Source organism: Acinetobacter proteolyticus, from assembly GCF_000367945.1.
Lineage (GTDB): Bacteria > Pseudomonadota > Gammaproteobacteria > Pseudomonadales > Moraxellaceae > Acinetobacter > Acinetobacter proteolyticus.
On record NZ_KB849179.1, the window covers coordinates 3,612,729 to 3,635,863 of the forward strand.

The 23,135-nt window shown below is 40.3% G+C and carries 21 protein-coding genes; 6 read left to right on the forward strand and 15 right to left on the reverse strand.

Annotated features, from left to right (window positions below; genetic code table 11):
* The first annotated feature begins 96 nt into the window (after positions 1-96).
* On the forward strand, positions 97-747 hold the full coding sequence (locus F993_RS00255) for a hypothetical protein (protein ID WP_004657793.1): 651 nt from the start codon (positions 97-99) through the stop codon (positions 745-747).
* A gap of 233 nt (positions 748-980) precedes the next feature.
* Here the strand turns inward: F993_RS00255 and F993_RS00250 are convergent, their stop codons facing one another.
* The 4 genes from F993_RS00250 to tatA form a co-directional block, all read right to left on the reverse strand.
* A complete protein-coding gene (locus F993_RS00250; RefSeq protein WP_004657794.1) occupies positions 981-2,966 on the reverse strand; it encodes a PhoX family protein in 1,986 nt (661 codons plus the stop codon).
* Positions 2,967-3,148: 182 nt separating this feature from the next.
* Positions 3,149-3,913: a twin-arginine translocase subunit TatC gene (gene tatC, locus F993_RS00245; protein ID WP_004657796.1), complete on the reverse strand. Its 765-nt coding sequence runs from the start codon at positions 3,911-3,913 to the stop codon at positions 3,149-3,151.
* Positions 3,910-4,350 carry a Sec-independent protein translocase protein TatB gene (gene tatB / locus F993_RS00240; protein WP_004657798.1) on the reverse strand — a complete coding sequence of 147 codons (441 nt, stop codon included), beginning with the start codon at positions 4,348-4,350 and terminating at the stop codon, positions 3,910-3,912. The genes tatC and tatB overlap by 4 nt, the downstream gene beginning before the upstream one ends.
* 12 nt (positions 4,351-4,362) lie before the next feature.
* Positions 4,363-4,578: a Sec-independent protein translocase subunit TatA gene (tatA, locus tag F993_RS00235; RefSeq protein WP_004678519.1), complete on the reverse strand. Its 216-nt coding sequence runs from the start codon at positions 4,576-4,578 to the stop codon at positions 4,363-4,365.
* Between the two features lie 152 nt (positions 4,579-4,730).
* Between tatA and F993_RS00230 the strand changes: the two genes are divergently transcribed.
* The gene (locus tag F993_RS00230; RefSeq protein WP_004657800.1) at positions 4,731-5,618 is read left to right on the forward strand and encodes an AEC family transporter; all 888 of its coding nucleotides are present in this window, start codon (positions 4,731-4,733) and stop codon (positions 5,616-5,618) included.
* Between the two features lie 17 nt (positions 5,619-5,635).
* Here F993_RS00230 and rdgB read toward each other — a convergent pair whose 3' ends face one another.
* The 10 genes from rdgB to F993_RS00180 form a co-directional block, all read right to left on the reverse strand.
* The gene (gene rdgB / locus F993_RS00225; protein ID WP_004657801.1) at positions 5,636-6,259 is read right to left on the reverse strand and encodes an RdgB/HAM1 family non-canonical purine NTP pyrophosphatase; all 624 of its coding nucleotides are present in this window, start codon (positions 6,257-6,259) and stop codon (positions 5,636-5,638) included.
* A 77-nt stretch (positions 6,260-6,336) separates the two neighbouring features.
* The gene (locus F993_RS00220) at positions 6,337-6,777 is read right to left on the reverse strand and encodes a hypothetical protein (RefSeq protein WP_032812634.1); all 441 of its coding nucleotides are present in this window, start codon (positions 6,775-6,777) and stop codon (positions 6,337-6,339) included.
* A gap of 1 nt (position 6,778) precedes the next feature.
* Complete coding sequence (locus F993_RS00215; protein WP_004657805.1) at positions 6,779-7,360, reverse strand: class I SAM-dependent methyltransferase; 582 nt, start codon at positions 7,358-7,360, stop codon at positions 6,779-6,781.
* A gap of 155 nt (positions 7,361-7,515) precedes the next feature.
* Positions 7,516-8,103 carry a tetratricopeptide repeat protein gene (locus F993_RS00210; RefSeq protein WP_004657807.1) on the reverse strand — a complete coding sequence of 196 codons (588 nt, stop codon included), beginning with the start codon at positions 8,101-8,103 and terminating at the stop codon, positions 7,516-7,518.
* Positions 8,100-8,693, reverse strand: coding sequence for a methionine biosynthesis protein MetW (metW, locus tag F993_RS00205; RefSeq protein WP_004657809.1), 594 nt, complete (start codon positions 8,691-8,693; stop codon positions 8,100-8,102). The genes F993_RS00210 and metW overlap by 4 nt, the downstream gene beginning before the upstream one ends.
* On the reverse strand, positions 8,693-9,853 hold the full coding sequence (gene metX / locus F993_RS00200) for a homoserine O-succinyltransferase MetX (RefSeq protein ID WP_004657810.1): 1,161 nt from the start codon (positions 9,851-9,853) through the stop codon (positions 8,693-8,695). Before metX ends, metW begins: the two co-directional genes overlap by 1 nt.
* Before the next feature lie 126 nt (positions 9,854-9,979).
* Positions 9,980-11,677 (reverse strand): 2-isopropylmalate synthase, encoded by a 1,698-nt coding sequence (leuA, locus tag F993_RS00195; RefSeq protein WP_004657812.1) that lies wholly within the window; start codon positions 11,675-11,677, stop codon positions 9,980-9,982.
* Between the two features lie 458 nt (positions 11,678-12,135).
* On the reverse strand, positions 12,136-12,819 hold the full coding sequence (locus F993_RS00190; protein WP_004657813.1) for a Fe2+-dependent dioxygenase: 684 nt from the start codon (positions 12,817-12,819) through the stop codon (positions 12,136-12,138).
* Positions 12,820-12,920: 101 nt separating this feature from the next.
* Positions 12,921-15,200, reverse strand: a complete 2,280-nt coding sequence (locus tag F993_RS00185; RefSeq protein ID WP_004657814.1) for a TonB-dependent receptor — start codon at positions 15,198-15,200, stop codon at positions 12,921-12,923.
* A 485-nt stretch (positions 15,201-15,685) separates the two neighbouring features.
* The gene (locus tag F993_RS00180) at positions 15,686-17,866 is read right to left on the reverse strand and encodes a TonB-dependent receptor domain-containing protein (protein ID WP_004657815.1); all 2,181 of its coding nucleotides are present in this window, start codon (positions 17,864-17,866) and stop codon (positions 15,686-15,688) included.
* 247 nt (positions 17,867-18,113) lie between these two features.
* On the opposite strand from F993_RS00180, the gene tig reads away from it, so the two are divergent.
* From tig to F993_RS00160, 4 genes are all read left to right on the forward strand, one after another.
* The gene (gene tig / locus F993_RS00175; protein ID WP_004657817.1) at positions 18,114-19,445 is read left to right on the forward strand and encodes a trigger factor; all 1,332 of its coding nucleotides are present in this window, start codon (positions 18,114-18,116) and stop codon (positions 19,443-19,445) included.
* A 271-nt stretch (positions 19,446-19,716) separates the two neighbouring features.
* Positions 19,717-20,322: an ATP-dependent Clp endopeptidase proteolytic subunit ClpP gene (gene clpP / locus F993_RS00170; RefSeq protein ID WP_004657819.1), complete on the forward strand. Its 606-nt coding sequence runs from the start codon at positions 19,717-19,719 to the stop codon at positions 20,320-20,322.
* A gap of 42 nt (positions 20,323-20,364) precedes the next feature.
* Positions 20,365-21,675 carry an ATP-dependent Clp protease ATP-binding subunit ClpX gene (clpX, locus tag F993_RS00165; RefSeq protein WP_004657821.1) on the forward strand — a complete coding sequence of 437 codons (1,311 nt, stop codon included), beginning with the start codon at positions 20,365-20,367 and terminating at the stop codon, positions 21,673-21,675.
* A 153-nt stretch (positions 21,676-21,828) separates the two neighbouring features.
* The gene (locus F993_RS00160) at positions 21,829-22,545 is read left to right on the forward strand and encodes a DUF2846 domain-containing protein (RefSeq protein WP_004657823.1); all 717 of its coding nucleotides are present in this window, start codon (positions 21,829-21,831) and stop codon (positions 22,543-22,545) included.
* A 24-nt stretch (positions 22,546-22,569) separates the two neighbouring features.
* On the opposite strand, the gene F993_RS00155 is transcribed toward F993_RS00160, so the two are convergent.
* Positions 22,570-23,112 (reverse strand): DUF2059 domain-containing protein, encoded by a 543-nt coding sequence (locus tag F993_RS00155; protein ID WP_004657825.1) that lies wholly within the window; start codon positions 23,110-23,112, stop codon positions 22,570-22,572.
* Between the last annotated feature and the right edge of the window lie 23 nt (positions 23,113-23,135).

A 23,135-nucleotide genomic window follows, 5' to 3' on the forward strand; every position in this document is an offset into this window, starting at 1 on the left:
AATGTTAACCGACCCTCAACACTTTATTGAAGATTTTCATCATATTGCAAACAACCTCAGTCACTATGACTGAGGTTTTTTTATGTAGGAAATAACATGCGTCTAGTGATGAGTGCAGTATTACTGAGCCTGGGAATGACATCTTTACATGCAGCTCCAGTATTAAGTGCCAATATTACCCGTGAGACCCAAACCATTGGCAATGATGGAGTGACACGTACCAGTGTGTTTCAGGAGCGCATGTATCGTAATACTCAGAATATCTGGATTGAACGTGTACTGCCTAAACATCATCAACATGGACATGAAAAGGGTGGGCATAAACATTTAGATTTAGCGGAAGCAGCCCAACATTATTTTATTGATCAGAAAAAACAGCCCAAACTCAATTTGGTGCTGATGGAAGATAAAACTGTGGTCCATTTGCAAGATGCGGATGTCGATATGTTAGGACTCAGCAACTGTTGGAACTGTGTGTATTTTTTGATTGACCCTAAAAGTTTAAAGGGAATGACCGTCAAGAAAAAAGACAGCAACAGCACTTGGTATGAAAGCCAGAATAAGAAAAATAAAATGAATATTGAATGGGATAATCGCAATAACATTGCCAAACGAGTTGAAGTGCGCAGTCTAGATGGTTTGCGCTATGACATTCTGAAAGCCAATATCCAACAGGTCAATATTGCAGAACCTTGGAAAAGCTACAGTAAATTTACCAGCAAAGATTATTCAGACTTTGGTGATTAATTGCATAAAGCTGGATTGACTGAATTGAGCTCCTTTTTAAAGGGGCTTTTTTTATCATAAAAATAGATTGGCTAAGCGAATACGCTCATTTGAATACTTGAATAAAATGAGCCTACTGTTCGATTCATTTTATATCAACACCAGCGCTAGCCGAATGGTTGGATTGTGATGGATTGAGATTAGTAAATGCCGACATGATGTCGGCATTTACTTTTTAAGATGAACGCTGAAATTTAAGCTTTCTTCTCAATCGATGGTCCGACTGGGTCAGCAGTGATATAGCCGACACTTGCACTATAACCACCATTGTAGTTGGCTAATACTTTTGCTTTTAATTCAGCAGGAAGGCTTGAGCTATCACCCGCATGTTGGAAGTTGCTCATGATATAGGTCCAGCCATTGACCGAATCAACTGCATGTAGACCAGTCGACTCTGCACCTGCTGGTGTAGACAGAATTCGGTCTAAAGACTTGGTCTCAACGTTATAAGCCCAAAGGAAGTTATTGGTATGGTTACCACTATCTTCACCGATGAACAAAGTACGTAAAGTTTCAGAGAATTTTAGGTTGTCTGGGCTTGCAATGTTATTGGGATCAGCCGTATTACCCAAGCTATCTACTGGAATATCTTTGCCCATCAGAACCATATGGCTTTGGTAAGGTGTCCATTCACTATTGATCACATTGTTTAGGTGGTCAACTTGGCTGCCTTTCAGGTCATGCGCAAGTACACCGCCTGCTTTCAATGTATTCTTGAATTTGACATTATGTGCAGCAACCCAGCTCGATTTACCCTCAATCATCGAGTCTTGAATATTGGCAAGTGCAGAATAAGCCACCTTGTCCTTGATATTCACGGTGGTTCCTTCCATCTTGGTAAATGCCATACTACCGCCTTTGAGGGCTGCATAACGGTGCGTTTCGAGGAAGGCAGCAGCTAATTCGATTTCTGCTTTGCTGAAACCGTTATTGGCTTCTTTTAACTTGATCCAAAGTGTCTTCTTATCTAGGACAATCTGCGTATAACCCGTTAAGTCTGCAGGTGCCGTGGTTAAGCTCTCCATAATGTGTTCAGCTTTAATGCCGCGAACATTGACCAAGTCTTCAATGGTTTTACTGTCAGTATGACCCAGTTTGATCCATTTAATTGGTGCTGTAGAGGTTTCATTCAGCTCAGCAGTGTATTTTGCAACGTATAGCGTCCCCGCAGATAAATCTTTTTCCTTATCTGCAACAAACATAAAGAAACCGCCGTTGGTATAGTCATCACCCATGATCACGGTACGGTTGTCTGGCATTACTTGAATCAATTCATGTGAAATACGGCCTAAACAATAGTGTTTAACCGCTGTACCACGTCCTTTACCATCCAGAATGATTTCTGGTAAATGACCATAGTTATAGGCATTAGCTGTATTTTCATTGCCATATAGATTTTTACTGTAGGCTCTTAATGTGGCTAAGGTACTACCGATTTGATCAAAAGCATCTGGTTCATATTCTTCACTTGAAAGGTGTGTATTCCAGGGTGAAAGGCTAGCGCCACAAGTAATCCATAGACCATGAACTTTAGACATATCGACATTGAAGTATTTTTTCAATGCAAGATGTCCGGTTTTTTGATCTTGATCTAAGGTCAATACGGCAATTGGCGACGGCAACTGACCATACATACTTTGTTTGGCCAAGTTTTGTGTGGTGTATTCAAACTGCACCACATGGAACACTGGATTGTTGACGCCGTCAACTTTTGCATCTTTGAGATGAATCATTGAAGAGCCATCTGGACAGTCAGAGAAGAATTGACGCTCTTGACCTACAACCGATGTATCTCGGATTGGTTGGTTATTAATGTCGTAATAGCTACCTGCGATAATTTTGCCGCCGTTGATATTGTCAACTTCCATACCGGTACGGAAAAATTCTTGATAACCTAATTTATATTCAGTGCTGGTATTGTCTTCCCAAGTCACTGTTAAACTTGATTTAACAGAAGTTGTTGCCATTTCTGCTGTGGTTGATGGTGCAGCCATTGGCGTAAATTTGGCATTTTTAAATTTAACCAACTTTGCTGGTGGTGTAACAACGTTATTATCGTTGTCATCATTACAACCCGTTAAAGCTGCTGCTGTGCCCATTGCCCCTAGTGGTAAAAACGGAACACCCGCGAACCATTTTAAAATATCACGACGACTTGGCTGATTGGTATTGGCTGTCATAGTAAATCCGTATCTGTAATATATGGTAAATAAATCCTGATCGATTCTATGAAGCGGAGATGACAGTTTTCTGACAGTTTGAAGGCAGTTTGAAGACAATTTTTATTTTGTAAATAATTAATAAATATGGAATTAGAAAAATAATCCCTGAACTATTTTCAGGGATTATTCACCTATTTGAATTAAGCAGCGGCTTTTCTTTTTTCCAGTATTTTTCCAAATAATAAACCCAATTCAAATAGCATCCACATCGGAACTGCCAGCATGATCATGGATAAGGCATCGGGTGGCGTCACAAACATTGCGACAAAAAAACACCCGACTACGATGAAGCGACGCTTTTCAATGAGCGTTTGGGTACTGACCACGCCAATTAAAATCAGTACTAAAGTAATAATTGGGATTTCAAAGGTAAAACCAAACACCAAGAATAATTTTAGACAGAAGCTGAGATAGCTGTTGATGTCTGTCATTGGTGCAACTGTTTCTGGGGAAACACTAATAAAGAAATGTAAAATCGCTGGTAAGGTAATGAAATAAGCAAATGCCACACCTAAATAGAACAGCACAATACTGCCTAATAAGAGTGGAATAGCCAAATGACGTTCTTTTTCATACAGTGCAGGTTTGATGAATGACCAGATCTGATAAATGATATACGGCATGGCCAACATGAATGCGACAAATAGATTCAGCTTAAACGGTGCCATAAATGTTGCAGTGACATCGGTTGCAATCATGGTGGAGGTTGCAGGCAGCTGTTGTCTCAAAGGCTCAGAAAGCCATTGATAGGTCGTATTTCTAAAGGGCAATAAGCAGAAGAAAAGAAAAATCGTGACCCCAACAATCTTAAATAGATATTGTCGCAGCACAATCAAATGCTGCATGACAGGCATTTGTTGTAAGGATTCCTCAGGACTGACTGAAGTCGATGGTAATTGGCTCATACGGCAATCTTTAATTCTGGATCAAACTGTTGAGTCGATAGATTCGGCGCTAGTTTGAAAGGTAACTTCTTTTGATATTCAAGACTGAAAGGGATGATCGCTTGCTGAGAAAAAAGCGTATAGATGATCGGGGCTTTCGTCTCAGTTTTTACTTCTTCAGCTTCAGAAGGCGTTTGTGTATTTTTAAGCGCGTCCAGCTGTTGTTGCATCCTGCGTTCAAGTTCAGTGATTTTATCAATTTCTTTTTGCATTTCTTCGCGGAACTCAGAAAGGCGTAATTCTCGATCAATTTCGTTCTGAATGTTGTTGATAAACTTTTTAATTTTTCCATACCATTTCGCTACGAACCGTGCAGCTTCTGGCAATTTATCAGGACCGAGCACTAGCAATGCAATCACGGCAAAGCAAAAGATTTCGGTCATTCCCAAATTCAGCATAATCGTGCTCGCTTAGCTTTTTACTGAGCTTTCAGTATTTTTAACTTGAGCATCAATGGTGCGAGGTTCATTTAAAGGTGTCGCAGCTTCTTCTTCTTTCATTGACTTTTTGAAATCTTTGACAGCGCCGCCAACGTCTTTACCGAGGTTTTTTAGCTTTGATGTACCGAACAGTAGAATCACTACAATTGCAAAAATCAGTACGTGCCAAATTGATAAACCAGCCATCATTCTATTCCTATAAAACTTTGGATATATCTCAACAGCTTGCCATGACAAAGATGTGACACTTATATTGCAGTTTTAAGACAACACATTTACCCAATGCTAAATAGTGCTAGCATAAGCAACATATCAAGACATGATAAAAACAGATCGACATGACCTTTATTCTCCCCATCAGTGCCTTTATTTTTGGGCTGTTGCTTGCTCAATTCAAAGTCGCGGAACAGGCGAAGAAAATCTTATCTTCCTTATTGGCACGCTTATTTATTCCTGTGGTAATCATCTACAACATGGTGTTTTATCAGGCAGGTAGCTTTGCACTGATGGGATTTAGTTTTATTACATCGATTCTTTTATTTTATGGTTTTTTCCATTTTTCAAAGGATCTCTTACAAGCGCTCTGTATGAGTTATAGCAATATTGGTTGGTTAGGTTTTCCATTTGCCATCGCCTTATTTGGAGAGCAGGTCAGTGGTGCCATGATCGCGCTGTATATTGGGGGTTCATTGTTTGGCAATATTTGGGCAGTTGCTGCGGTTTCAGAAGGGCCCACTGATTACCTTGCAACACTGCAAAAAGTTCTGAAGTCACCACCGGTATTGGCCTTGTTTGCAGCCTTAATTCTATGGCTCTTGGGGATTCATCGTTTACAGGGTAATTTTGTTCTAGAGGGACTGTATGATATTGCCAAATTTGGGATGAGCTTTGCGGGCATGTGTATTTTAGGCATGTGGCTGAGACATACCCGCGTACATATGGCTGATTTGTGGCTGAGTACTCGAACCTTAATGTTTAAGCTATTGTCTGGCGTCGTGATCTGTACGTTGACCTATTATTTTATTGCGATTCCGCAGATTGAATCATTGCTCCCAGTTTTGTTTTTCCTATTTTGTTTACCACCCGCCGCCAATATCGTTGCGTTGGAAACCCATTATCAAGGTACGGGCATCTCAGCCCGCTATATTGCTGCGGGAACCATCGTAAGCTGTGTGGTGATTGTGATCTATGGTCTATTGCTGCATATAAAAAGTGCCCTCATATAGGAGAGCACTTTAGGGTTTTAAACCAAACTGGCTTTAAACAGCTGCATGGCTTGACCACGATGGCTGATTTTATTTTTCTCAGCTTTGCTCAGTTCAGCACTGGAAATATTTAATTCTGGTAACCAGAATAAAGGGTCATAACCGAAACCGTTTTCACCACGTGCTGCTGCTAAAATCTCACCTTTCCAGATGCCTTGGAAAATTTGTGGAAGTGGGTCTTCTGCATGAGTGACCAGTGCCAATACGCAGACAAACATCCCTTCAATGGCTTCGCCGTCTTTACGCAAAGGCGCAAGATCCGCCAGTAATTTTTGGTTATTGGCAGCATCATTACCATGTTCGCCCGCATAGCGTGCCGAGTAAATCCCAGGCGCACCGCCTAAAATAGGCACACAAAGTCCTGAGTCATCTGCAAGCGCTGGTTTACCTGAAAGTTTAGACGCATGGCGTGCTTTGATAATGGCATTTTCAACAAAGCTGAGGCCGTCTTCAATCGCATCTTCAATATCAAGTTTACCTTGAGGAATAATCTCGACAGGAAGATCAAGTTGTTGAAAGAGATGTTCAAATTCGACTACTTTGCCTTTGTTATTACTTGCAAGGACAAGGCTGCCTTGGTTGAGCCATGGTTGGGTAGACATGCTGAAAAATCTCAATATTTTAAATCAGATGAATTGTACTCGATTTGGTGGTCTAAGTTGGTTGTATGTCTTTATGATTAAACGCCAAGAAGGGTAAGTCCATCAATACCTTGTTCTAATAGCTTGTTTAAGAAACGTATAAGATCATCCATCATTTTGATTACATCCGCTTTATATCTCGGATATTTTTTCTTAAAAAGTTTAGTTTCCTGTTTAAATAAAAGATGAACATTATCGTGATAGCGTAAATATTTTTTAGCCTCTAAGTAAATTTTATAGGTATTAAGTTTTGCAATAATTTGTACTATTTCTTCTGCATCAAGATACGTATTTTCCCAATGTGACCAAGGGCTTTCATTCCCTAAAAATAAGTGCTCGACTAATGAAAATGCGATTTCATCAATGACAATTGAATGATCACAATTTGGATTTCGTTGCAAATCATAAGGAATGATTTGCATGTTAAGACCTGTATAAATTCCATCTGAATAGGGCGTAACTGTAAAAGAAAATTTCATGCTAAATTTTTTTCAAGATCAGTGTATGGAAATTCCAGAATTTCATTTTTCCGTGAGCATTTGGATGTTCTGTTCTAGTTTCTTCATTCATTAAAATTTCATAATCATCAATGAACAGTTGTTCAATTTGCTTGCGATCAAATCCTTGCATAGTCTGAGGCTGTTGTAATAACCAAGGGTCATCTTGACCTAAAAGTTGTATTAATAAAATTCCGCCTTGGGGCAAGGCATGTTTCATCTTTGCGAGTACATGATCAATTTGGCTGGGGGCACAAAAGAACAGACTGAATAGAGCAACGATAATGCTGGCTGAAGGAAATGGATAGTCTTCAAAAATATGATTTGAGAAAAAGAATTTAGGATGATTTTTAAATCGATGCTGACACACCTGTTGTGCTGCTTCGGATGGATCAAAGGCGTGAACCTGATAATCATGTTTGAGTAAGAAGGCAGCCTCATTGCCCGCACCGCATCCACAATCGATCACAACACGAGGGAGAGTCTCGTCAACATACTGGAGTGCATATTCCAAGATCGGACGATGGGGCTGATCTTGGGTGAGTTCAGCAAATATCTGGGGCATGAGTGCTAAAGAATGAAGAATTTAATATAAATAGCAGTTTAAGTTCTTTTTGTAAAAGTAGAAATTAGACTACATTTAAATCAATTGAGAATAAAACCAATAAAAAACCGACTTGTGATAGTCGGTTTTTTATTACTCAATAGCTCTAAGCAAGATTATTGCGCTTGAATCCATTTATCAGCACGGTCACGTGCAGTACGAATCTGATCTTGAGTCAAGTTTGCAGCCAACGCGGTTTTCTTACCTTCAGAAAGACTGATTACTTTAGTGTCCAACATACCATCGCGGGTTGAAAGCTCATACCATTGATAAGCACCGACAAAGTTCTTTTTCTGCTCTTCCATCATAGCAAGATTGAAGCTGGCACGGTTGTCACCATTGCTTGCTGCTTTCTCGAAATATTTACGTGCTAAAGCTTCGTCTTTCTTTACACCAATGCCATCTGCATACATGCGGCCAACATTCAATTGTGCTGCAGATAAACCTTGATCTGCTGCTGCCTTGAATAAAGTGAAAGCTTGTTTTTCATCTTTAGCTACTTCTTTACCAAACTGGTAACGGGTTGCTAAGTAAAACTGTGCCCCAGCTTGACCAGATTTTGCTGCGCTTTGCAATTCATTGATACCCATCACTGAATATCGCGCTGCCTGTGTTGCAACCGATTGAGGTTGAGCAACATAGTCAGCGTGCGCTTGTATACTGATCAGACCAAATAAAAATGTGCTGATTAATGTCTTTTTCATAGAGCGCTCACTCGATAAATTGCGACTTCACCAAATAGGTTCGGCATATGCTTACTGAGCATACTACCTTGTTGGTCACCATTAACGGCAAGTCGATTAATAATTTTAATCCGATTCTCAGCACATAAGGCTTCAAAGTCACGGAAAGTACATAAATGAATATTCGGGGTGTTATACCACATATAGGGTAAAGCTTCCGAAACAGGCATTTTCCCTTTCAAGGCAAGAAAAGAACGTGTCTTCCAATGCGCAAAGTTTGGAAAAGTAATAATGGCCTGTTTGCCGACACGCACCATATCACGAAGTAATACATCGGGTGCATCTACAGCTTGCAAAGCTTGTGCCATGACCACAGAGTCAAAAGACTGGTCGGCAAAACGGCTTAAACCAAGGTTTAAGTCCTGTTGGATAATATTTAACCCCCGACTGATGGCAATTGCAATCTTTTCTTGATCAATTTCTAGCCCATAGGCACGAATATTGTGCTGTTTGCTCATATGAGCCAGCAATTCACCATCACCACAACCTAAGTCTAACACGCTAGAGTTCGGGTTAATCCATCTTTCGGCGAGTTGTTGATCTATACGCATTAGTACTGCTCCTGCGATGTCGATTGCAACTGTTGTTCTCCACCTAAAAATGCGCGTAGCGTTTTCACATACAGTGGAATAGGGAATAAGAACGAGTCATGGCCTTGTTCAGCATCAATATCTAAGTAGCTGACAGGCTTATGATTATCAATCAAAGCATCCACCAGTTCCTGAGAACGACTTGGACTAAAACGCCAGTCTGTGGTAAATGAAATCACCAAAAATTGGCACTTCGGTTGACTCATTGCCTTCGTCAAAGAATGTTCATATTCACGCGAAGGGTCAAAATAATCCAAGGCCTTGGTCATAATCAAGTAAGTATTTGCATCGAAATTGCGGCTAAATTGTTCGCCTTGGTAACGCAAATAGCTTTCCACTTGGAATTCGACATCAAAACCATACATAAATTTGCCTGATTTTAAATCGCGACCAAATTTCTGTTTCATGGCTTCTTCAGACAAGTAGGTGATATGGCCGACCATGCGTGCCAAAATCAAGCCACGTTTTGGATAACTGTCATTTTCCAGATAGCGACCATGATGGAAATCAGGATCAGATAGAATCGATTGGCGTGCAACTTCGTTGAAGGCAATATTCTGTGCCGATAATTTTGGTGCGCTGGCGATAATGGCACATTTTTTTAAGCGGTCAGGATAATCCAGTGACCATTGCAGGGCTTGCATGCCGCCCAGTGAGCCACCAATGACAGAATACCAAACTTTAACGCCTAAACGGTCAGACAACATGGCTTGGGTTTTGACCCAGTCACGCACCGTGACCAATGGAAAGTCAGGACCATAGGGGCGATTTTCATTTTCTGGATTCGGTGAAGTAGGGCCAGTTGAACCATTGCATCCACCGATATTATTTAAGGAAACAACAAAGAAGTGATTGGTATCAATGGCTTTTCCAGGACCAATACAGCTGTCCCACCAGCCTGCTTTTTTGTCATCTTCATGATGATAGCCTGCCGCATGGTGATGCCCTGATAGCGCATGGCAAATCAGAATGGCATTGGATTGGTCTGCATTGAGTGTTCCATAGGTTTCAACCATTAAATCGAAACGTGGCAATACGCGGCCACATTCAAGTTCTAACGGTTGTTCAAACTGAAACTTTTGTGGTGTGACTACGCCCACTGAATCCGATGGAAAAGACACTGGAATGATTCGCCCTATAATAAATCATTAATAATAAAAGGATACCAATTCAGGTATCCTTTCAAAAGTCATTTTTTCTGATATTACAACTCAGCTTTACTGACGATTATGTGATATTTCACCTTTCTAAACGGCTGCAGCAGCCACTTGATCGGTGGTTAATACCCCTTGTTCAATCAAACGGTTGGTACATGCAATGATGGCTTCGATTGATGAAGTCACGATGTTGTCATGGACACCCGCACCAAATGCGCTCTTACCTGTGCCTTTCACTTGAAGCTCAATCAAGGCAAGTGCTTTGGCATTGGCACCTGAACTGATACTGCGCTCTTCATAGTTCACAACATCAATTGGTAACTGTAAGGCATTCAACATGGCTGAGATCGGGCCATTACCTTCTCCACGGAGACGCTGAATTTCACCGTCAATTTCAACGTCTAATTCAATGATTTGTGTACCATTGATATCCGACAATTGATAATGTTTGGTTTGATAATGGCTATTCTTCACATCCACATAAGTATTTTCAAATAAGGTCCAGATTTCATGTGCACTGATTTCTGTACCATTTTCATCGGTATGCTGCTGTACGATCTGACTGAATTCGATTTGAACACGTCGTGGCAAGGCAACGTTGTAGTTCGATTCCAATAAGTAAGCGATACCGCCTTTACCTGATTGGCTGTTGACGCGAATCACTGCATCGTAGTCACGACCCAAGTCTTTTGGATCGATTGGCAAGTATGGCATATCCCAGATTTCTTCATTTTTCTGGAATTCGAAGCCTTTTTTAATCGCATCTTGGTGTGAACCAGAGAACGCGGTAAAGACTAAATCACCTGCATATGGATGACGAGGGTGCACAGGTAAACCTGTACATTCTTCAACTGTTGCAATGATTTCATTGATATTTGAGAAGTCTAAGTTTGGTGCAACACCTTGGGTATACATGTTCAAGGCGATCGCAGCAACGTCCACATTACCCGTACGTTCACCATTACCAAACACACAACCTTCTACACGGTCAGCACCTGCCATAATCGCCAATTCAGAGGCTGCGATACCACAACCACGGTCATTATGACAATGCACAGAGATAATCACGCCATCACGACGTGCCAAGTTACGGTGCATCCATTCGATTTGATCGGCATAGACATTTGGTGTAGACACTTCAACTGTTGCAGGCAAGTTCAAGATGACTTTATTGGTTGGTGAAGCTTCCCAAATTTCAGTCACAGCATCACAGACATCTTTGGCAACGTCTAATTCAGTTGCAGAGAAACATTCTGGGCTATACTGGAAAATCCAGTCTGTTGCAGGGTATTGCGCTGCATATTCTTTGACTTTGCTTGCCGCATTAATGGCAAGTTGTTTTGAGCCATTGGCATCGACATTTAAGACCTTCTGGCGGAAAGTCGGTGAGTTTGAATTATAGATATGCACAATGGCACGTTCTGCACCGATTAATGCTTCAAAAGTACGTTCAATCAAATGATCACGTGCTTGAACCAAAACCTCGATATAAACATCTTCAGGAATCAAATCTTCTTCGATCAACTTACGGGTAAAGTCGAAGTCAATTTGAGATGCAGAAGGGAAACCAATTTCAATATGTTTGAAGCCGATTTTAACCAACATGTGGAACATTTTTAATTTTTGATCCATATCCATCGGCTCAAAAATCGCTTGGTTACCGTCACGAAGGTCGGTACTCATCCAAATCGGCGCTTGATTGATTTCATTATTCGGCCATTGGCGATCTGGTAAATCCACTCGCTGGTACATACGGCGGTATTTTTTGCTTGGGTCAGCCAACATCATGAGAAAACTCCTTGTCGTAGCATGGTTGCTGAGTCAAATAAAAGGCAACGTGCTACAGATATATATGGTGTCTATAAGAATTAATTTAAAGCGAATTCGGGGATCGAGTGCCTAAAAAAGTAGGCGAAAAAATTTATACGCGCGCGAGGCGCAGCATCAGGAGAAGTGCAGCGAGATGTGTTGTATGAGACGGGTGGGTAAAGCCGCGATTTGTTTTCATCATCTACCATTCATATGGGGTATTTAATTTTGCAGTTATATTAATCATCTAACGATATTCAGTCTAGGCGAAAATACAGACGACTGCAAAGGTCTATAAAACATTTTAATTTGAATGAATGGAAAATATTTTCCTAATTTTTGCGCTATTTTGTGTTTGGTGAGAAAAAATTCCCATAATTTTGTCAATTAGAGATAAAAAAATTAATTTTATCTCTTTGATATGAAATGTGTACGAATTATAGCTCAGCCCACTTTCGCATGAGGTTGTGATAAAGATTGGTCATTTTAATCACTTCTTGATGAGTGTCACCAAGCTGTACACGCAAATTTTGGATCGTCTGATCCAGTGTAAATAACATATTACGTTCTGCATCATCACGGATCATGCTTTGTAACCAAAAGAATGAGGCCGTTCGACACCCGCTACTAATTGCAGTCACTTCATGCAGACTAGATGAAGGGTAGAGCACCATATCGCCCGCAGGTAATTTGGCTTCATGATAGCCGTAAGTATCTTCAATGACCAACTCACCGCCTTCATATTCATCAGGTTCTGATAAAAACAAAGTGCAAGATAAATCGGTACGTAAGCGTTCTTTCGTGCCACGAATTCGACGGATTGAATTATCAACATGAAATCCAAAAGATTCCTGATTTTCATAACGATTGAAAAGTGGGGGGATAATATCCAGCGGTAAAGCGGCTGAGAGAAACAGGGGATGCTTACCCAGTTCTTCTAAAATGATGTTACTGAGATGGTGGGTTAAAGGGTGATCTTCAGGCAGTTGCTGATTATTTTTCACTGTAGCGGAGAGGGTACCTGCCGTAACTTTGCCGTTGGTCCATTCGATTTTATCCATTTCTTCGCGAAAGTACTGAACTTGTTCTTTGCTTAATACATTTGGAATATGGTGGATCACGATAGCTACCTTTGTGGAAACAATGAATGATAAAAAATAGCCTCATTATGAGGCTATTTTTGCAATAAAATCCATAATTAAACTATGGGTTTTATTGAGGGTTAGTATTTGAAGTTGACAGACAATACTGCACTGCGTCCTTCCGCTTCAGTTGCATAGTGCGATGCATAGGCTTTCGTGAAATAACGTTTATCCGATAAATTATTAATGTTTAGTTGTAGGTCAACATTTTTATCAACGTTATAACGAGCCATTGCATCGTAACGAACATAGCCTGGAACCCATTTGGTATTCGCTGCATCACCATAGACTTTATCCATCGCTACTGCACCAGCGCCTAAAGTCAGCTGTGGTAAAACTTTATAGGTTGTCCAAAGCGTTGCTGAGTTTTTCGCAACGTTTTGAACTTGGTTACCATTATTTGGACTTGCTACATATTTACCACTGCTGTCCTTAACGAAGCCAGCATCTACGATTTCACTATCTAAATAGGTATAACCAGCCGATACCGCCCATTTATCTGTGATATAACCATTCGCACCAAGCTCAATACCATCAACACGTGTTTCACCAATGTTTCTGGTGAAACCATCCGTATCTAAGGCACGTGTATTCTCTTTTTCAGTACGGAAAATAGCAGCAGTTAAATTCAATTTATCATTCAATAAATCCCATTTAGTGCCGATTTCATATGTTTTAACTTCTTCAGGTTTTAGGTTGTTGATCGCACGAGACTGTTCATCCGTTGTGTTTCGGCCAGGTACGCTAATACCTTCTGAACCGTCACCCGCATCAACACCGACAGGGTTTGCAGAGGTTGCATAGCTGATATAAATCGCACCGTTTTCAGCTGGTTTGAATGTAAGGCCAGCTTGATAATTGAAGAAATCATGACTTGAATCGTACTTTGTTCCAGCTTTGATTGAACCTGAATCCTTGTTGTACTTCATATCAGTTTCAAATTTGTCCCAACGTACCCCAAGGTCAAGTAACCATTGTGGGGTAAGGGTGATATTGTCTAGAACATACACTGATTGCGTTTTTGAGGTGATATTTGTGACATTAGGATTTGCTTTGATATTACCTAACCATGCATCACCTGCATGAGGGTTGTTTAGATCGGTACACCAACCATTGGAACTGCTTAACGAACAAGCATTATTTGCACCGCTTCCCCCAATTTTTGCAGTGTTTGGATCGGTAACAATGTTGGTTCCACGATCTGAATCTTGTTTAGAATATTCAACACCCGTATTAAAGCTGTGCTTAAGTGAACCTGTGTTGAACTTACCCGTTAATGCCAACTGATCTGTAAAGGTATCTGTATTGGTTAAATTGGTATTGACTCGGCGCCAAACTTGACCATTTACAATATTACCTTGACTATCATCTGGTTGAGTCCATAAATAATCATTTTTAGATTTGCTATAGACGGCTGTATTACTTAGGGTTAAATTTTCGGTTAAATCATGTTCTAACTTGATGGTACCGATCTGATTTTCTTGTTTTTGGAAGTCACGATCTTTCCAACCGTAATAGATACCTTGCTTAACATCTACAGGTTTACTAGCAGTTGCTTTTTTGGTCGTATCATATTGATATGGAACACCAGAATCTGGTTCATCATTAGTTTTTAAGTAGTAATAACTTAAGGTACCACGTGTCGCAGAATCTAGACCAAAGCTGATACTTGGAGCAATACCCGCACGCTTATACTCGGCACCCTCATGTTGCCCAGCTTTTTCATTTTGGTGGCCCATGACTACAACACGGCCTGCAACACCATTACCAAAATCTTTATTCCCGTCTAAAGTAATTCGGGCATAGTTGTCTGTACCACCAGAAATCGAACCTTCTAAAGCATCACCTTTTTTAGCGACTTTAGAAATCATGTTGATGCTACCGCCTGATGTACCTGCACCACCTAAGGCAGACGCAGAACCTTTGGTTACTTCTACTTGTTCAACTGCAAACATTTCGCGGTTTTGAGATGTTGAACTACGAACACCGTCAACATACATTGAGCTTTCAGAGTTATAACCACGAATAAATGGGCGGTCACCGTTTGGGTTACCGCCTTCACCTGCACCGAGTGTAATACCTGGAATGGTACGTAATGCATCACTTAAGGTCGTAACCTGAGTGTCTTCAATCAGTTGTTTAGAAATCACAGAAACTGATTTTGGAGTATCAAGTAGAGGAGCAACAAATTTAGTATTTGCAGATTTATCGACTTTCAAACTTTGTTCTTTTTCAGCTTGAGCATGAATTGTTGGAAGCTGAACTGCCTGATCTTGTGCAATCGCTGGTACTGCAATTACTGAGAGTGAAGATGCAATTGCAGAAGAAACGAGTTTCTTCCGTGATTTAATAAAAGACATGGGGCACGCCTAACAGTGTAAAAATTTATGCAAAGGATAATCATTGTCATTTCTATATTCATTTGTTTGGGATTGTTTTTTTCAATTGTTTCTAATTATTACAATGGAAACTTAAATAATTTTTCATCCTTAATTGTTCAATAATGTTGTTAATTTGTTGATTTTTTTATTTAATCTAAAAAAACGATTGTTTTTTAAGGTTTGACTTTTAATTTAGATGTTGCAGTTTCTTCATTTAACTTTTGAATATCAGTTCGTTATTTTGAATAGGTAAAGAGAAAAAAGTATTGCTAGAGAAAATAAGGAGAATATTACCCAAAATTTCTATTCTTGACGCTCGGATGCTTTGGAGAGCTAGATTAAATTTTTAGGGTACTAGATAATTACCAAAGTGTTTACTGCTAAGAATAGCGTGATTGGGGTGAATAAAAAACCTGCATTAAGGCAGGTTTTTTATACTTGTTAGGTTGGTTGTTGGTTAACACTTAGAAGTCATATGACACAGATAACCAGAAGTTACGACCTGCAAGGTAAGTGCCTGACATTCCAGAGCCAATCACCATATAGTCATAATAAGAAGCTGGGTTTCCATTGGCATCAATATAAGAACCATTGCTGGTGAAATCTTTGTCGAGTAGGTTATTCACTGCACCATTGAAGCGCAGTTGATCATTGACACTATAGCTTGCACCTAGGTTGAATAAGTTATAACCCTTTAATTTGTTGTTGGTCGCATTATAAATCAGCGCGGCATCACCTGTGGTTTGTTCTGTATCGTAGCGTTTACGCTCTGATTTATATTCATGTTGCAACCATAGATCAAAGGCATCATTGATATGCCAAGTTGAGGTCATATTAAAGGCATTTTTAGGGACATTACTTAGATATGAACCTTTATTCTTACCTTTGGTAATTTCGGTTTCCATATAAGTATATGCAGCTTTGATATCCCATTCAGGAAGAATGCTATATTTCAAACTGAGTTCAACACCTTTGGTTTCAGCTTCATCTGCATTGATACTTTGTGAAAAAGTATCTTGAGTAATATGTGAACCATAACTCACACAACCTGGCTGATTTGGATTAGTTGCTGAAGAACAGTTGGGTAATTCTGGTCCATCACTGATAATTAGGTTCTTAATTTTATTAAAAAATGCTGTGGTGGTCAGGTCTAAATTGCCATTGTTATAATTGAAGCCAAGTTCATAGTTGGTTGATTCTTCAGGTTTTAAGTCAGGAGAGCCAATACCAAAGGTGGTACCTTGTCCACTAATACTAACAATACCATTATGCAGTGCTTTGGCTGAAGGCGCTTTATAACCTGTGCTCACGCCACCTTTAAATGTAAGTTCGTCATTTGCATTCCAAACGAGGTATGCACGTGGGCTAAACTGACTACCGAAACCCGAGTGATCTTCATAGCGACCACCAAGGGTAAAGCCGAGGCTGTCGAGAATGCGCCATTCATCTTCCGCATAGATAGAAAAAGAATCTTTTTTGAATGTCGCGCCAATGCCTGCAATATCATCTGCAATTTTTGCTTCTTTATATTCAGCACCAACTGTGAGTTTATGATCTGCAATTGGCATCACCACATGTGAGTCGGCGACGAAATCCGTATTTTTTAAAGTACGATCCTGACCAGCTGAAGCATTACCCGGGAATGTATTACGCGGAATAGTACGCCCAACAGTCTCTGTTTTAGTTTGGCTGACATAAGAGTTCCATTGACCAAAGCTATAATCACCATTATGACCGACGGCGATTTGATCGCGTTTAAACTCTAATTCATCTTTATAGCCATTGGCACGTGCAGGCGTATCCAATGTTCCTAAGCGGTTATCGTCATTTTTATAGGTTTGGCTGGAGTGAAAACCATCCACCCAGAAATTATTTTGCTCATTTAATTTAAAGGATAGTTTTCCACCGACATCGTAGATATCAGCTTCGCTTGGGCGTGGATCACGACCAGAGGTACCGGGAATTCGTTCAGATTTTTGACGATCTAAGTAAGAACCACGTAGCTGTACGCCTAGCTTGTCTTGAATAATCGGACCATTGACCACGACACTGGTTTTCCATGAATCCGCTTCACCGCCATGTTCCATGACATTGCCACTGACGGTGACATTGCCATTCCATTCGTTGCTGATTTTCTTGGTAATAATGTTAATTACACCCCCCATCGCTTCTGAACCATAGCGCGTTGCCATTGGTCCACGAATCACTTCAATTCTTTCGATTGACGCGAGTGGAGGTAAGAAACCATTTGCAGATTCACCAAAACCATTTGGGGTGACATCTGAAGAGGTGGTTTGGCGACGGCCATCAATCAGAATCAGGCTATATTCACTGCCTAAGCCACGCATTTTAATATTCAAACCAGAGGTTTTCCCAATACCGTCTCGGATATCAATGCCTGGAACATCTGCAAGTAGATCAGCAATGCTGGTTGCATTTTTCTTTTCAATATCTTCTTTTGTCACCACGCTAATCGAAGCGGGTGCATTTTTAATGTCTTGCTCAAAGCCAGCAGCAGATACCACAATGGTAGCAAGTTGGTGGGTATTGGTATTTTCAGATGCTGCCGTTGTATCTGCGAAAGCGGATGTGGTCATTGCCCCAAGGAGTGCAAATGAGAGGGGATGCAAATTAAATTTACTCATAACTAGAGTTCCAAAGCTGGACGAGAAAAAACAATAAATGCGCAAAAACAGCGTAAAGTATAGTGATAATACTTATCATTAACAACAAAAGATAACATTTGATTTAAGGTTATTTTAAGAAATCTATGTTTTTGGCTAAAATGAGAAATATATTTGCTTTTTTAGCATCCGATTTTGTATATCCAGAAAGTTGTCATATAATGTGGCACTTTAAAAATTGTTATTACTAACTAATATCGAGGAAGCCATGCAAGTAACGACTGAAGCGGTTTCGGGCGTTGCCCGTCGTTTAAATGTTTCTGTACCGACGAGCCGTGTTAACGAGCAGTTTGAAGCTCGCTTACAACGCACTGCCAAAACTGTGAAGATCAACGGCTTCCGTCCAGGTAAAGTGCCTTTGAATGTTGTTCGCCGTGAATATGGTGCGGGCATTTATCAAGAAGTTGTGAATGACATCATTCGTGACAGCGTATTTGAAGCAATTCAACAAGAAAAAATCAATGCGGTCGGTATGCCGAACATTGAGAAAGTTGAAAACAAAGATGATGCTTTAGTTTTTGAAGCAACTGTAGAAGTTTATCCAGAAGTAGAAGTGAAAGCTTTTGCTGACTTGGAAGTTGAGCGTAAATCATCAGAAATCAACGACAAAGACGTTGATGTTATGATCGAAAACTTACAAAAACAACGTCAAACTTGGGCTGTGACCAAAGGCATGGCGAAGAAAGACATGCAAGTGACTTTCGACTTCGAAGGGACTGTTGATGGTGAGAAGTTTGAAGGCGGCGCTGCTGAAGACTTTAAACTCGTACTTGGTTCAGGTCGTATGATCCCAGGTTTTGAAGATGGTATCGTTGGTATGAAAGCTGGCGAAGAGAAAGTGATTGATGTGACTTTCCCTGAAGATTACCAAGCTGAAAACTTAGCGGGTAAAGCGGCTCAATTCAAAATCACTGTGAAGCAAGTTGAAAAAGCAAAACTCCCAGAAATCGATGCTGAATTCTTAAAAATCTTTGGTTTAACTGAAGAAGAAGGCTTAGATAAGTTAAAAGCTGACGTTCGTAAAAATATGGAACGTGAAGTTCGTAACGGTCTTCGTAACCAAGTTAAACAAGCTGCATTTGATGCACTTGTTGCTGCAAACGAAATCGAAGTTCCTGCTTCAATGGTTGCTCAAGAAATTGACCGTCAACGTCAACAAATGATCCAACAGTTCACTCAACAGTTTGGTGCTCAAGGTGCAGGCGCATTTGACAGCAGCATGCTTCCAGATGAATTGTTCAAAGAACAAGCTGAAAAATCAGTGAAGCTTGGCGTATTGGTAAGTAAAGTATTGGCTGATGCTAAACTTGAAGTTGACCAAGCACGTGTTGATGCTTACATCGATGACATGGCTTCTTCTTATGAAGATCCAACAGAAGTGGTTGAATACTTCAAAAATGACAAGCAGCAACGTGCTCAAATCGAAGCAGTTGTGTTGGAAGACCAAGTGGTTGATCACATCTTAGCTGCGGCTAAAGTAAGTGATGTAGCGATCAGCTATGAAGACTTATTAAAAGAACAACAAGCTCGTCGTGGCTAATCTTTTGAAAAGTTGATTCAAGAAAAAGGCGCTTAATGCGCCTTTTTCTTTTAGGCTTTGCTTTACTTTTATTGATGCATTTTGTGATAAGCCAAAACATCGCGGAAAGTGCTGCAAAGCCTCTGTTATGAAAGTGTTAATTTAATTCGAAATTGCCAGATTTTAGTCTAAATAATCGAATATTTCAGATTGAACCTTTTGCAATTTCATTGATTATCCCTCATATTGTTGGCATAGATCGAGTCACAATAATTTAGGAATAAGTAAACGTATGTATGTTCCAACAATTGAAAATGCTTTAGTTCCTGTTGTCGTTGAACAATCATCTCGTGGTGAGCGTTCATTCGATATTTATTCACGTCTATTACGTGAACGTGTTATTTTTTTAACGGGTGAAGTTGAAGATAACATGGCGAACTTAATCGTTGCGCAGATGTTATTCTTAGAAGCAGAAAATCCAGAAAAAGATATTCACCTTTATATTAACTCACCGGGTGGTTCAGTCACTGCAGGTATGGCGATTTATGACACCATGCAGTTTATTAAACCCGATGTTGTGACTTACTGTATGGGGCAAGCGGCATCAATGGGCGCGTTCCTATTGAATGCAGGTGCAAAAGGCAAACGTTACTGTCTTGAAAATGCACGTGTCATGATCCACCAACCTTTAGGCGGCTTCCGTGGTCAGGCCTCTGATATTGAAATTCACGCACGTGAAATTCTGTTCATTAAAGAGCGTTTAAATCGTTTAATGGCTGAACATAGTGGCCAAGATTACGAGACCGTTGCACGTGATACAGATCGTGATAATTTCATGACAGCACAAGCAGCCAAAGAATATGGTTTAGTCGATGAAGTGCTAAGCAAACGTCCCTGATTTTTTAGGACCTAAGTTTAAGATTTAAGTTGTGGAGTAAATATGTCCGAACATCCTCAAGGACAAAAACATTGTTCATTTTGTGGTAAAACGCAATCTGAAGTTGGAAAGCTGATTGCAGGTGAGGACGCATATATTTGTAATGAGTGTGTAGATGTCTGCTTGGACTTGGTTCAAACCAGTCAACAAGTTGAAGCAGGGGATTGGGCAACCAAAGCCTTGCCGAAACCACATGAAATACGTGCTGCCTTAGACCAATATGTGATTGGGCAAGATGTTGCAAAGAAAACCTTATCGGTTGCAGTATATAACCATTATAAACGTTTGAAAGTGGGTCAGTCGACTCATGGACATCAAGAGATTGAAATTGCGAAAAGTAATATTTTGCTGATTGGACCGACAGGTTCAGGTAAAACATTATTGGCGCAAACACTTGCGCGTTTGCTTGATGTGCCTTTTGCGATGGCAGATGCAACCACTTTAACCGAAGCAGGTTATGTGGGTGAAGATGTTGAAAACATCGTGCAAAAATTATTGCAAAAAGCGGATTATGATGTAGAGAAAGCACAAAAAGGCATTATCTACATTGATGAGATTGATAAGATTACGCGTAAATCTGAAAATCCATCGATTACCCGTGATGTGTCAGGCGAAGGCGTACAACAAGCATTATTGAAAATGATTGAAGGTACGGTTGCGTCTATCCCACCACAAGGTGGTCGTAAGCACCCGCAGCAAGAGTTCATCCAAATTGATACAGCCAATATCCTGTTCATTTGTGGTGGTGCATTCTCTGGTCTGGAAAAAATTGTCCAACAGCGTCAAGAGAAAGGCGGGATTGGTTTCACTGCAGATGTGAAAAATAAAGACGACAGTAAAAAAGTCTCTGAATTGTTCCGTCAGGTCGAAGCAACGGACTTGGTTAAATTCGGTTTAATTCCTGAATTTATCGGCCGTTTGCCGGTGATTGCAACTTTAGAAGAGCTGGATGAAGAAGCGTTGATGCAGATTCTGACAGAACCTAAAAATGCATTAACACGCCAATACCAATATCTCTTCACCATGGAAAATGTAGATCTGGTCTTTGATGAATCTGCATTACGTGCCGTGGCGAAGAAAGCACTTGAGCGTAATACCGGCGCGCGTGGTCTGCGTTCTATTCTGGAAAATGTGTTACTGGAAACCATGTATGACTTACCAAGTCGTACGGATGTGGGAACCGTGATTGTGGATGAAGCTGTCATTAATGGTACGGCTAAACCAACATTCAAAGCAGAGCGTTTACCGCAAGTGGGTACGCCAGAAGTAGCAGAAAAGAAGGATTTGAAGGTGATTGATTCTAAATCAGCCTAATTCTCATTCATCTAAAAAAGCATGAAAGGCTTGGCTTTTCATGCTTTTTTTATTTGCAATTAGGCGTTGAGGTGTTAATCTTAAAAAATTGAAAAAATGTGCATAGTTTTGCGCGGTTAAAAATAAATCCAAGAAAACGCCTTGAGGGATGTCATGCGTTATTTAATATTGTCATTATGTTGTGCAGGGGTGTTGGCTGGCTGTCAAAGTCATAAGACAGTTGAAGAAAAACCAACCGCACTGACTGCAACACTACCCCCAGTTGATACAGCAAAAGAACCAGGTCTATTAGATCAATATCACGTGGGTGGCTTTAGCGTAGGTGGTTGGGTTAATCAAAAATTAGGCCAATATTACGCACCTATTAAACCGCAAAATGAACAAGCTGCGGTGGTCTATTTATATCGTCCAGATACGCGTTGGAATCGTCAAGAAATTGCGGCGGCCAATTTATTTATCAATGGGCATCGTATTCCGAGTTTATTGCATAATCACTATTATTGGTTAGAGCTTCCTGCGGGTACCTATCGCCTGAGTGTGAGTCGTCCTTTGGCGGGATTACACTTCCAGAAACCTAAATATTTAGATTTTACCGTCGATGCTGCACAAACCTACTTTATTAAATATGATGAAGAAAATAAAATTTCACGTAGTGAGCATACAGGCCCATTTATGATTACGCCTGACAAGGTGGCGCATCAGGAAATCGCATTCACACGGCTAAAATCTTCCAGTTATAACTTTGTCGCTCAAGATGTATCGGGCAAGGTTCGTTCAAAACCTCAAGAATTAAAACCTGCCAAATATGATGAAAAGTCAGAAGTGCATTTGGTCAAGCCATTTAAACTCTGGAATCCTTTGACTTGGTAAGAAGGATAATCAAAAAAGAGCAGTTTATTCCTCTTGAATTAAAGGTTGAATGATGGTGAGGAACTGCTGTTGCAGTTTCGAACTTTGTTCAGGGTCATTTAAGGTTTTTTGACTGAGATTATTCATATATTGAAAAACATTGGTGCTAATCTGCATGGTTTTTTGATTGATGGATTGACCTTCAGGTGTTTTTAAAAACCTTAAATAAGCCTGTACTTCTTCTTCACTCAGTGCATCGGCATAAATTTTCTCAATCGTCTGTAACGTTTCAGGACGGGCAAATACTTTGGCGCTGGTTTCTTTGAGTAGTTGGCTCAGTTCTAAAACGGCGAGATGCTCTTGAGTCGTGGTTAATTTTTCTTTTCCGAGTACCCGCAATAGGATATTTTCGGCCTCAAGATCAAGTGTCGGTTGCATCTCATCAAGTGAGGTATTTAACACATGTTCAAGATCACTGAGTTTAATCAGCTCCTTGACCGATTGGCTCTGAGCAGGAGACGCACAAGTACTTTGTATGCTACCGAGAAGGCATAGTCCAATCACCATGTTGAACATGTATTTATTCATCTATAGACCGCCTTATTATTCTC

What these genes read in the sequence shown, in the direction of transcription:
- F993_RS00255 (WP_004657793.1), top strand. Translation starts at nt 97, where the DNA reads ATGCGTCTAGTGATGAGTGCAGTATTACTGAGCCTGGGAATGACATCT.
- F993_RS00250 (WP_004657794.1), bottom strand. Translation starts at nt 2,966, where the DNA reads ATGACAGCCAATACCAATCAGCCAAGTCGTCGTGATATTTTAAAATGG.
- tatC (WP_004657796.1), bottom strand. Translation starts at nt 3,913, where the DNA reads ATGAGCCAATTACCATCGACTTCAGTCAGTCCTGAGGAATCCTTACAA.
- tatB (WP_004657798.1), bottom strand. Translation starts at nt 4,350, where the DNA reads ATGCTGAATTTGGGAATGACCGAAATCTTTTGCTTTGCCGTGATTGCA.
- tatA (WP_004678519.1), bottom strand. Translation starts at nt 4,578, where the DNA reads ATGGCTGGTTTATCAATTTGGCACGTACTGATTTTTGCAATTGTAGTG.
- F993_RS00230 (WP_004657800.1), top strand. Translation starts at nt 4,731, where the DNA reads ATGACCTTTATTCTCCCCATCAGTGCCTTTATTTTTGGGCTGTTGCTT.
- rdgB (WP_004657801.1), bottom strand. Translation starts at nt 6,259, where the DNA reads ATGTCTACCCAACCATGGCTCAACCAAGGCAGCCTTGTCCTTGCAAGT.
- F993_RS00220 (WP_032812634.1), bottom strand. Translation starts at nt 6,777, where the DNA reads ATGAAATTTTCTTTTACAGTTACGCCCTATTCAGATGGAATTTATACA.
- F993_RS00215 (WP_004657805.1), bottom strand. Translation starts at nt 7,360, where the DNA reads ATGCCCCAGATATTTGCTGAACTCACCCAAGATCAGCCCCATCGTCCG.
- F993_RS00210 (WP_004657807.1), bottom strand. Translation starts at nt 8,103, where the DNA reads ATGAAAAAGACATTAATCAGCACATTTTTATTTGGTCTGATCAGTATA.
- metW (WP_004657809.1), bottom strand. Translation starts at nt 8,693, where the DNA reads ATGCGTATAGATCAACAACTCGCCGAAAGATGGATTAACCCGAACTCT.
- leuA (WP_004657812.1), bottom strand. Translation starts at nt 11,677, where the DNA reads ATGATGTTGGCTGACCCAAGCAAAAAATACCGCCGTATGTACCAGCGA.
- F993_RS00185 (WP_004657814.1), bottom strand. Translation starts at nt 15,200, where the DNA reads ATGTCTTTTATTAAATCACGGAAGAAACTCGTTTCTTCTGCAATTGCA.
- F993_RS00180 (WP_004657815.1), bottom strand. Translation starts at nt 17,866, where the DNA reads ATGAGTAAATTTAATTTGCATCCCCTCTCATTTGCACTCCTTGGGGCA.
- tig (WP_004657817.1), top strand. Translation starts at nt 18,114, where the DNA reads ATGCAAGTAACGACTGAAGCGGTTTCGGGCGTTGCCCGTCGTTTAAAT.
- clpP (WP_004657819.1), top strand. Translation starts at nt 19,717, where the DNA reads ATGTATGTTCCAACAATTGAAAATGCTTTAGTTCCTGTTGTCGTTGAA.
- clpX (WP_004657821.1), top strand. Translation starts at nt 20,365, where the DNA reads ATGTCCGAACATCCTCAAGGACAAAAACATTGTTCATTTTGTGGTAAA.
- F993_RS00160 (WP_004657823.1), top strand. Translation starts at nt 21,829, where the DNA reads ATGCGTTATTTAATATTGTCATTATGTTGTGCAGGGGTGTTGGCTGGC.
- F993_RS00155 (WP_004657825.1), bottom strand. Translation starts at nt 23,112, where the DNA reads ATGAATAAATACATGTTCAACATGGTGATTGGACTATGCCTTCTCGGT.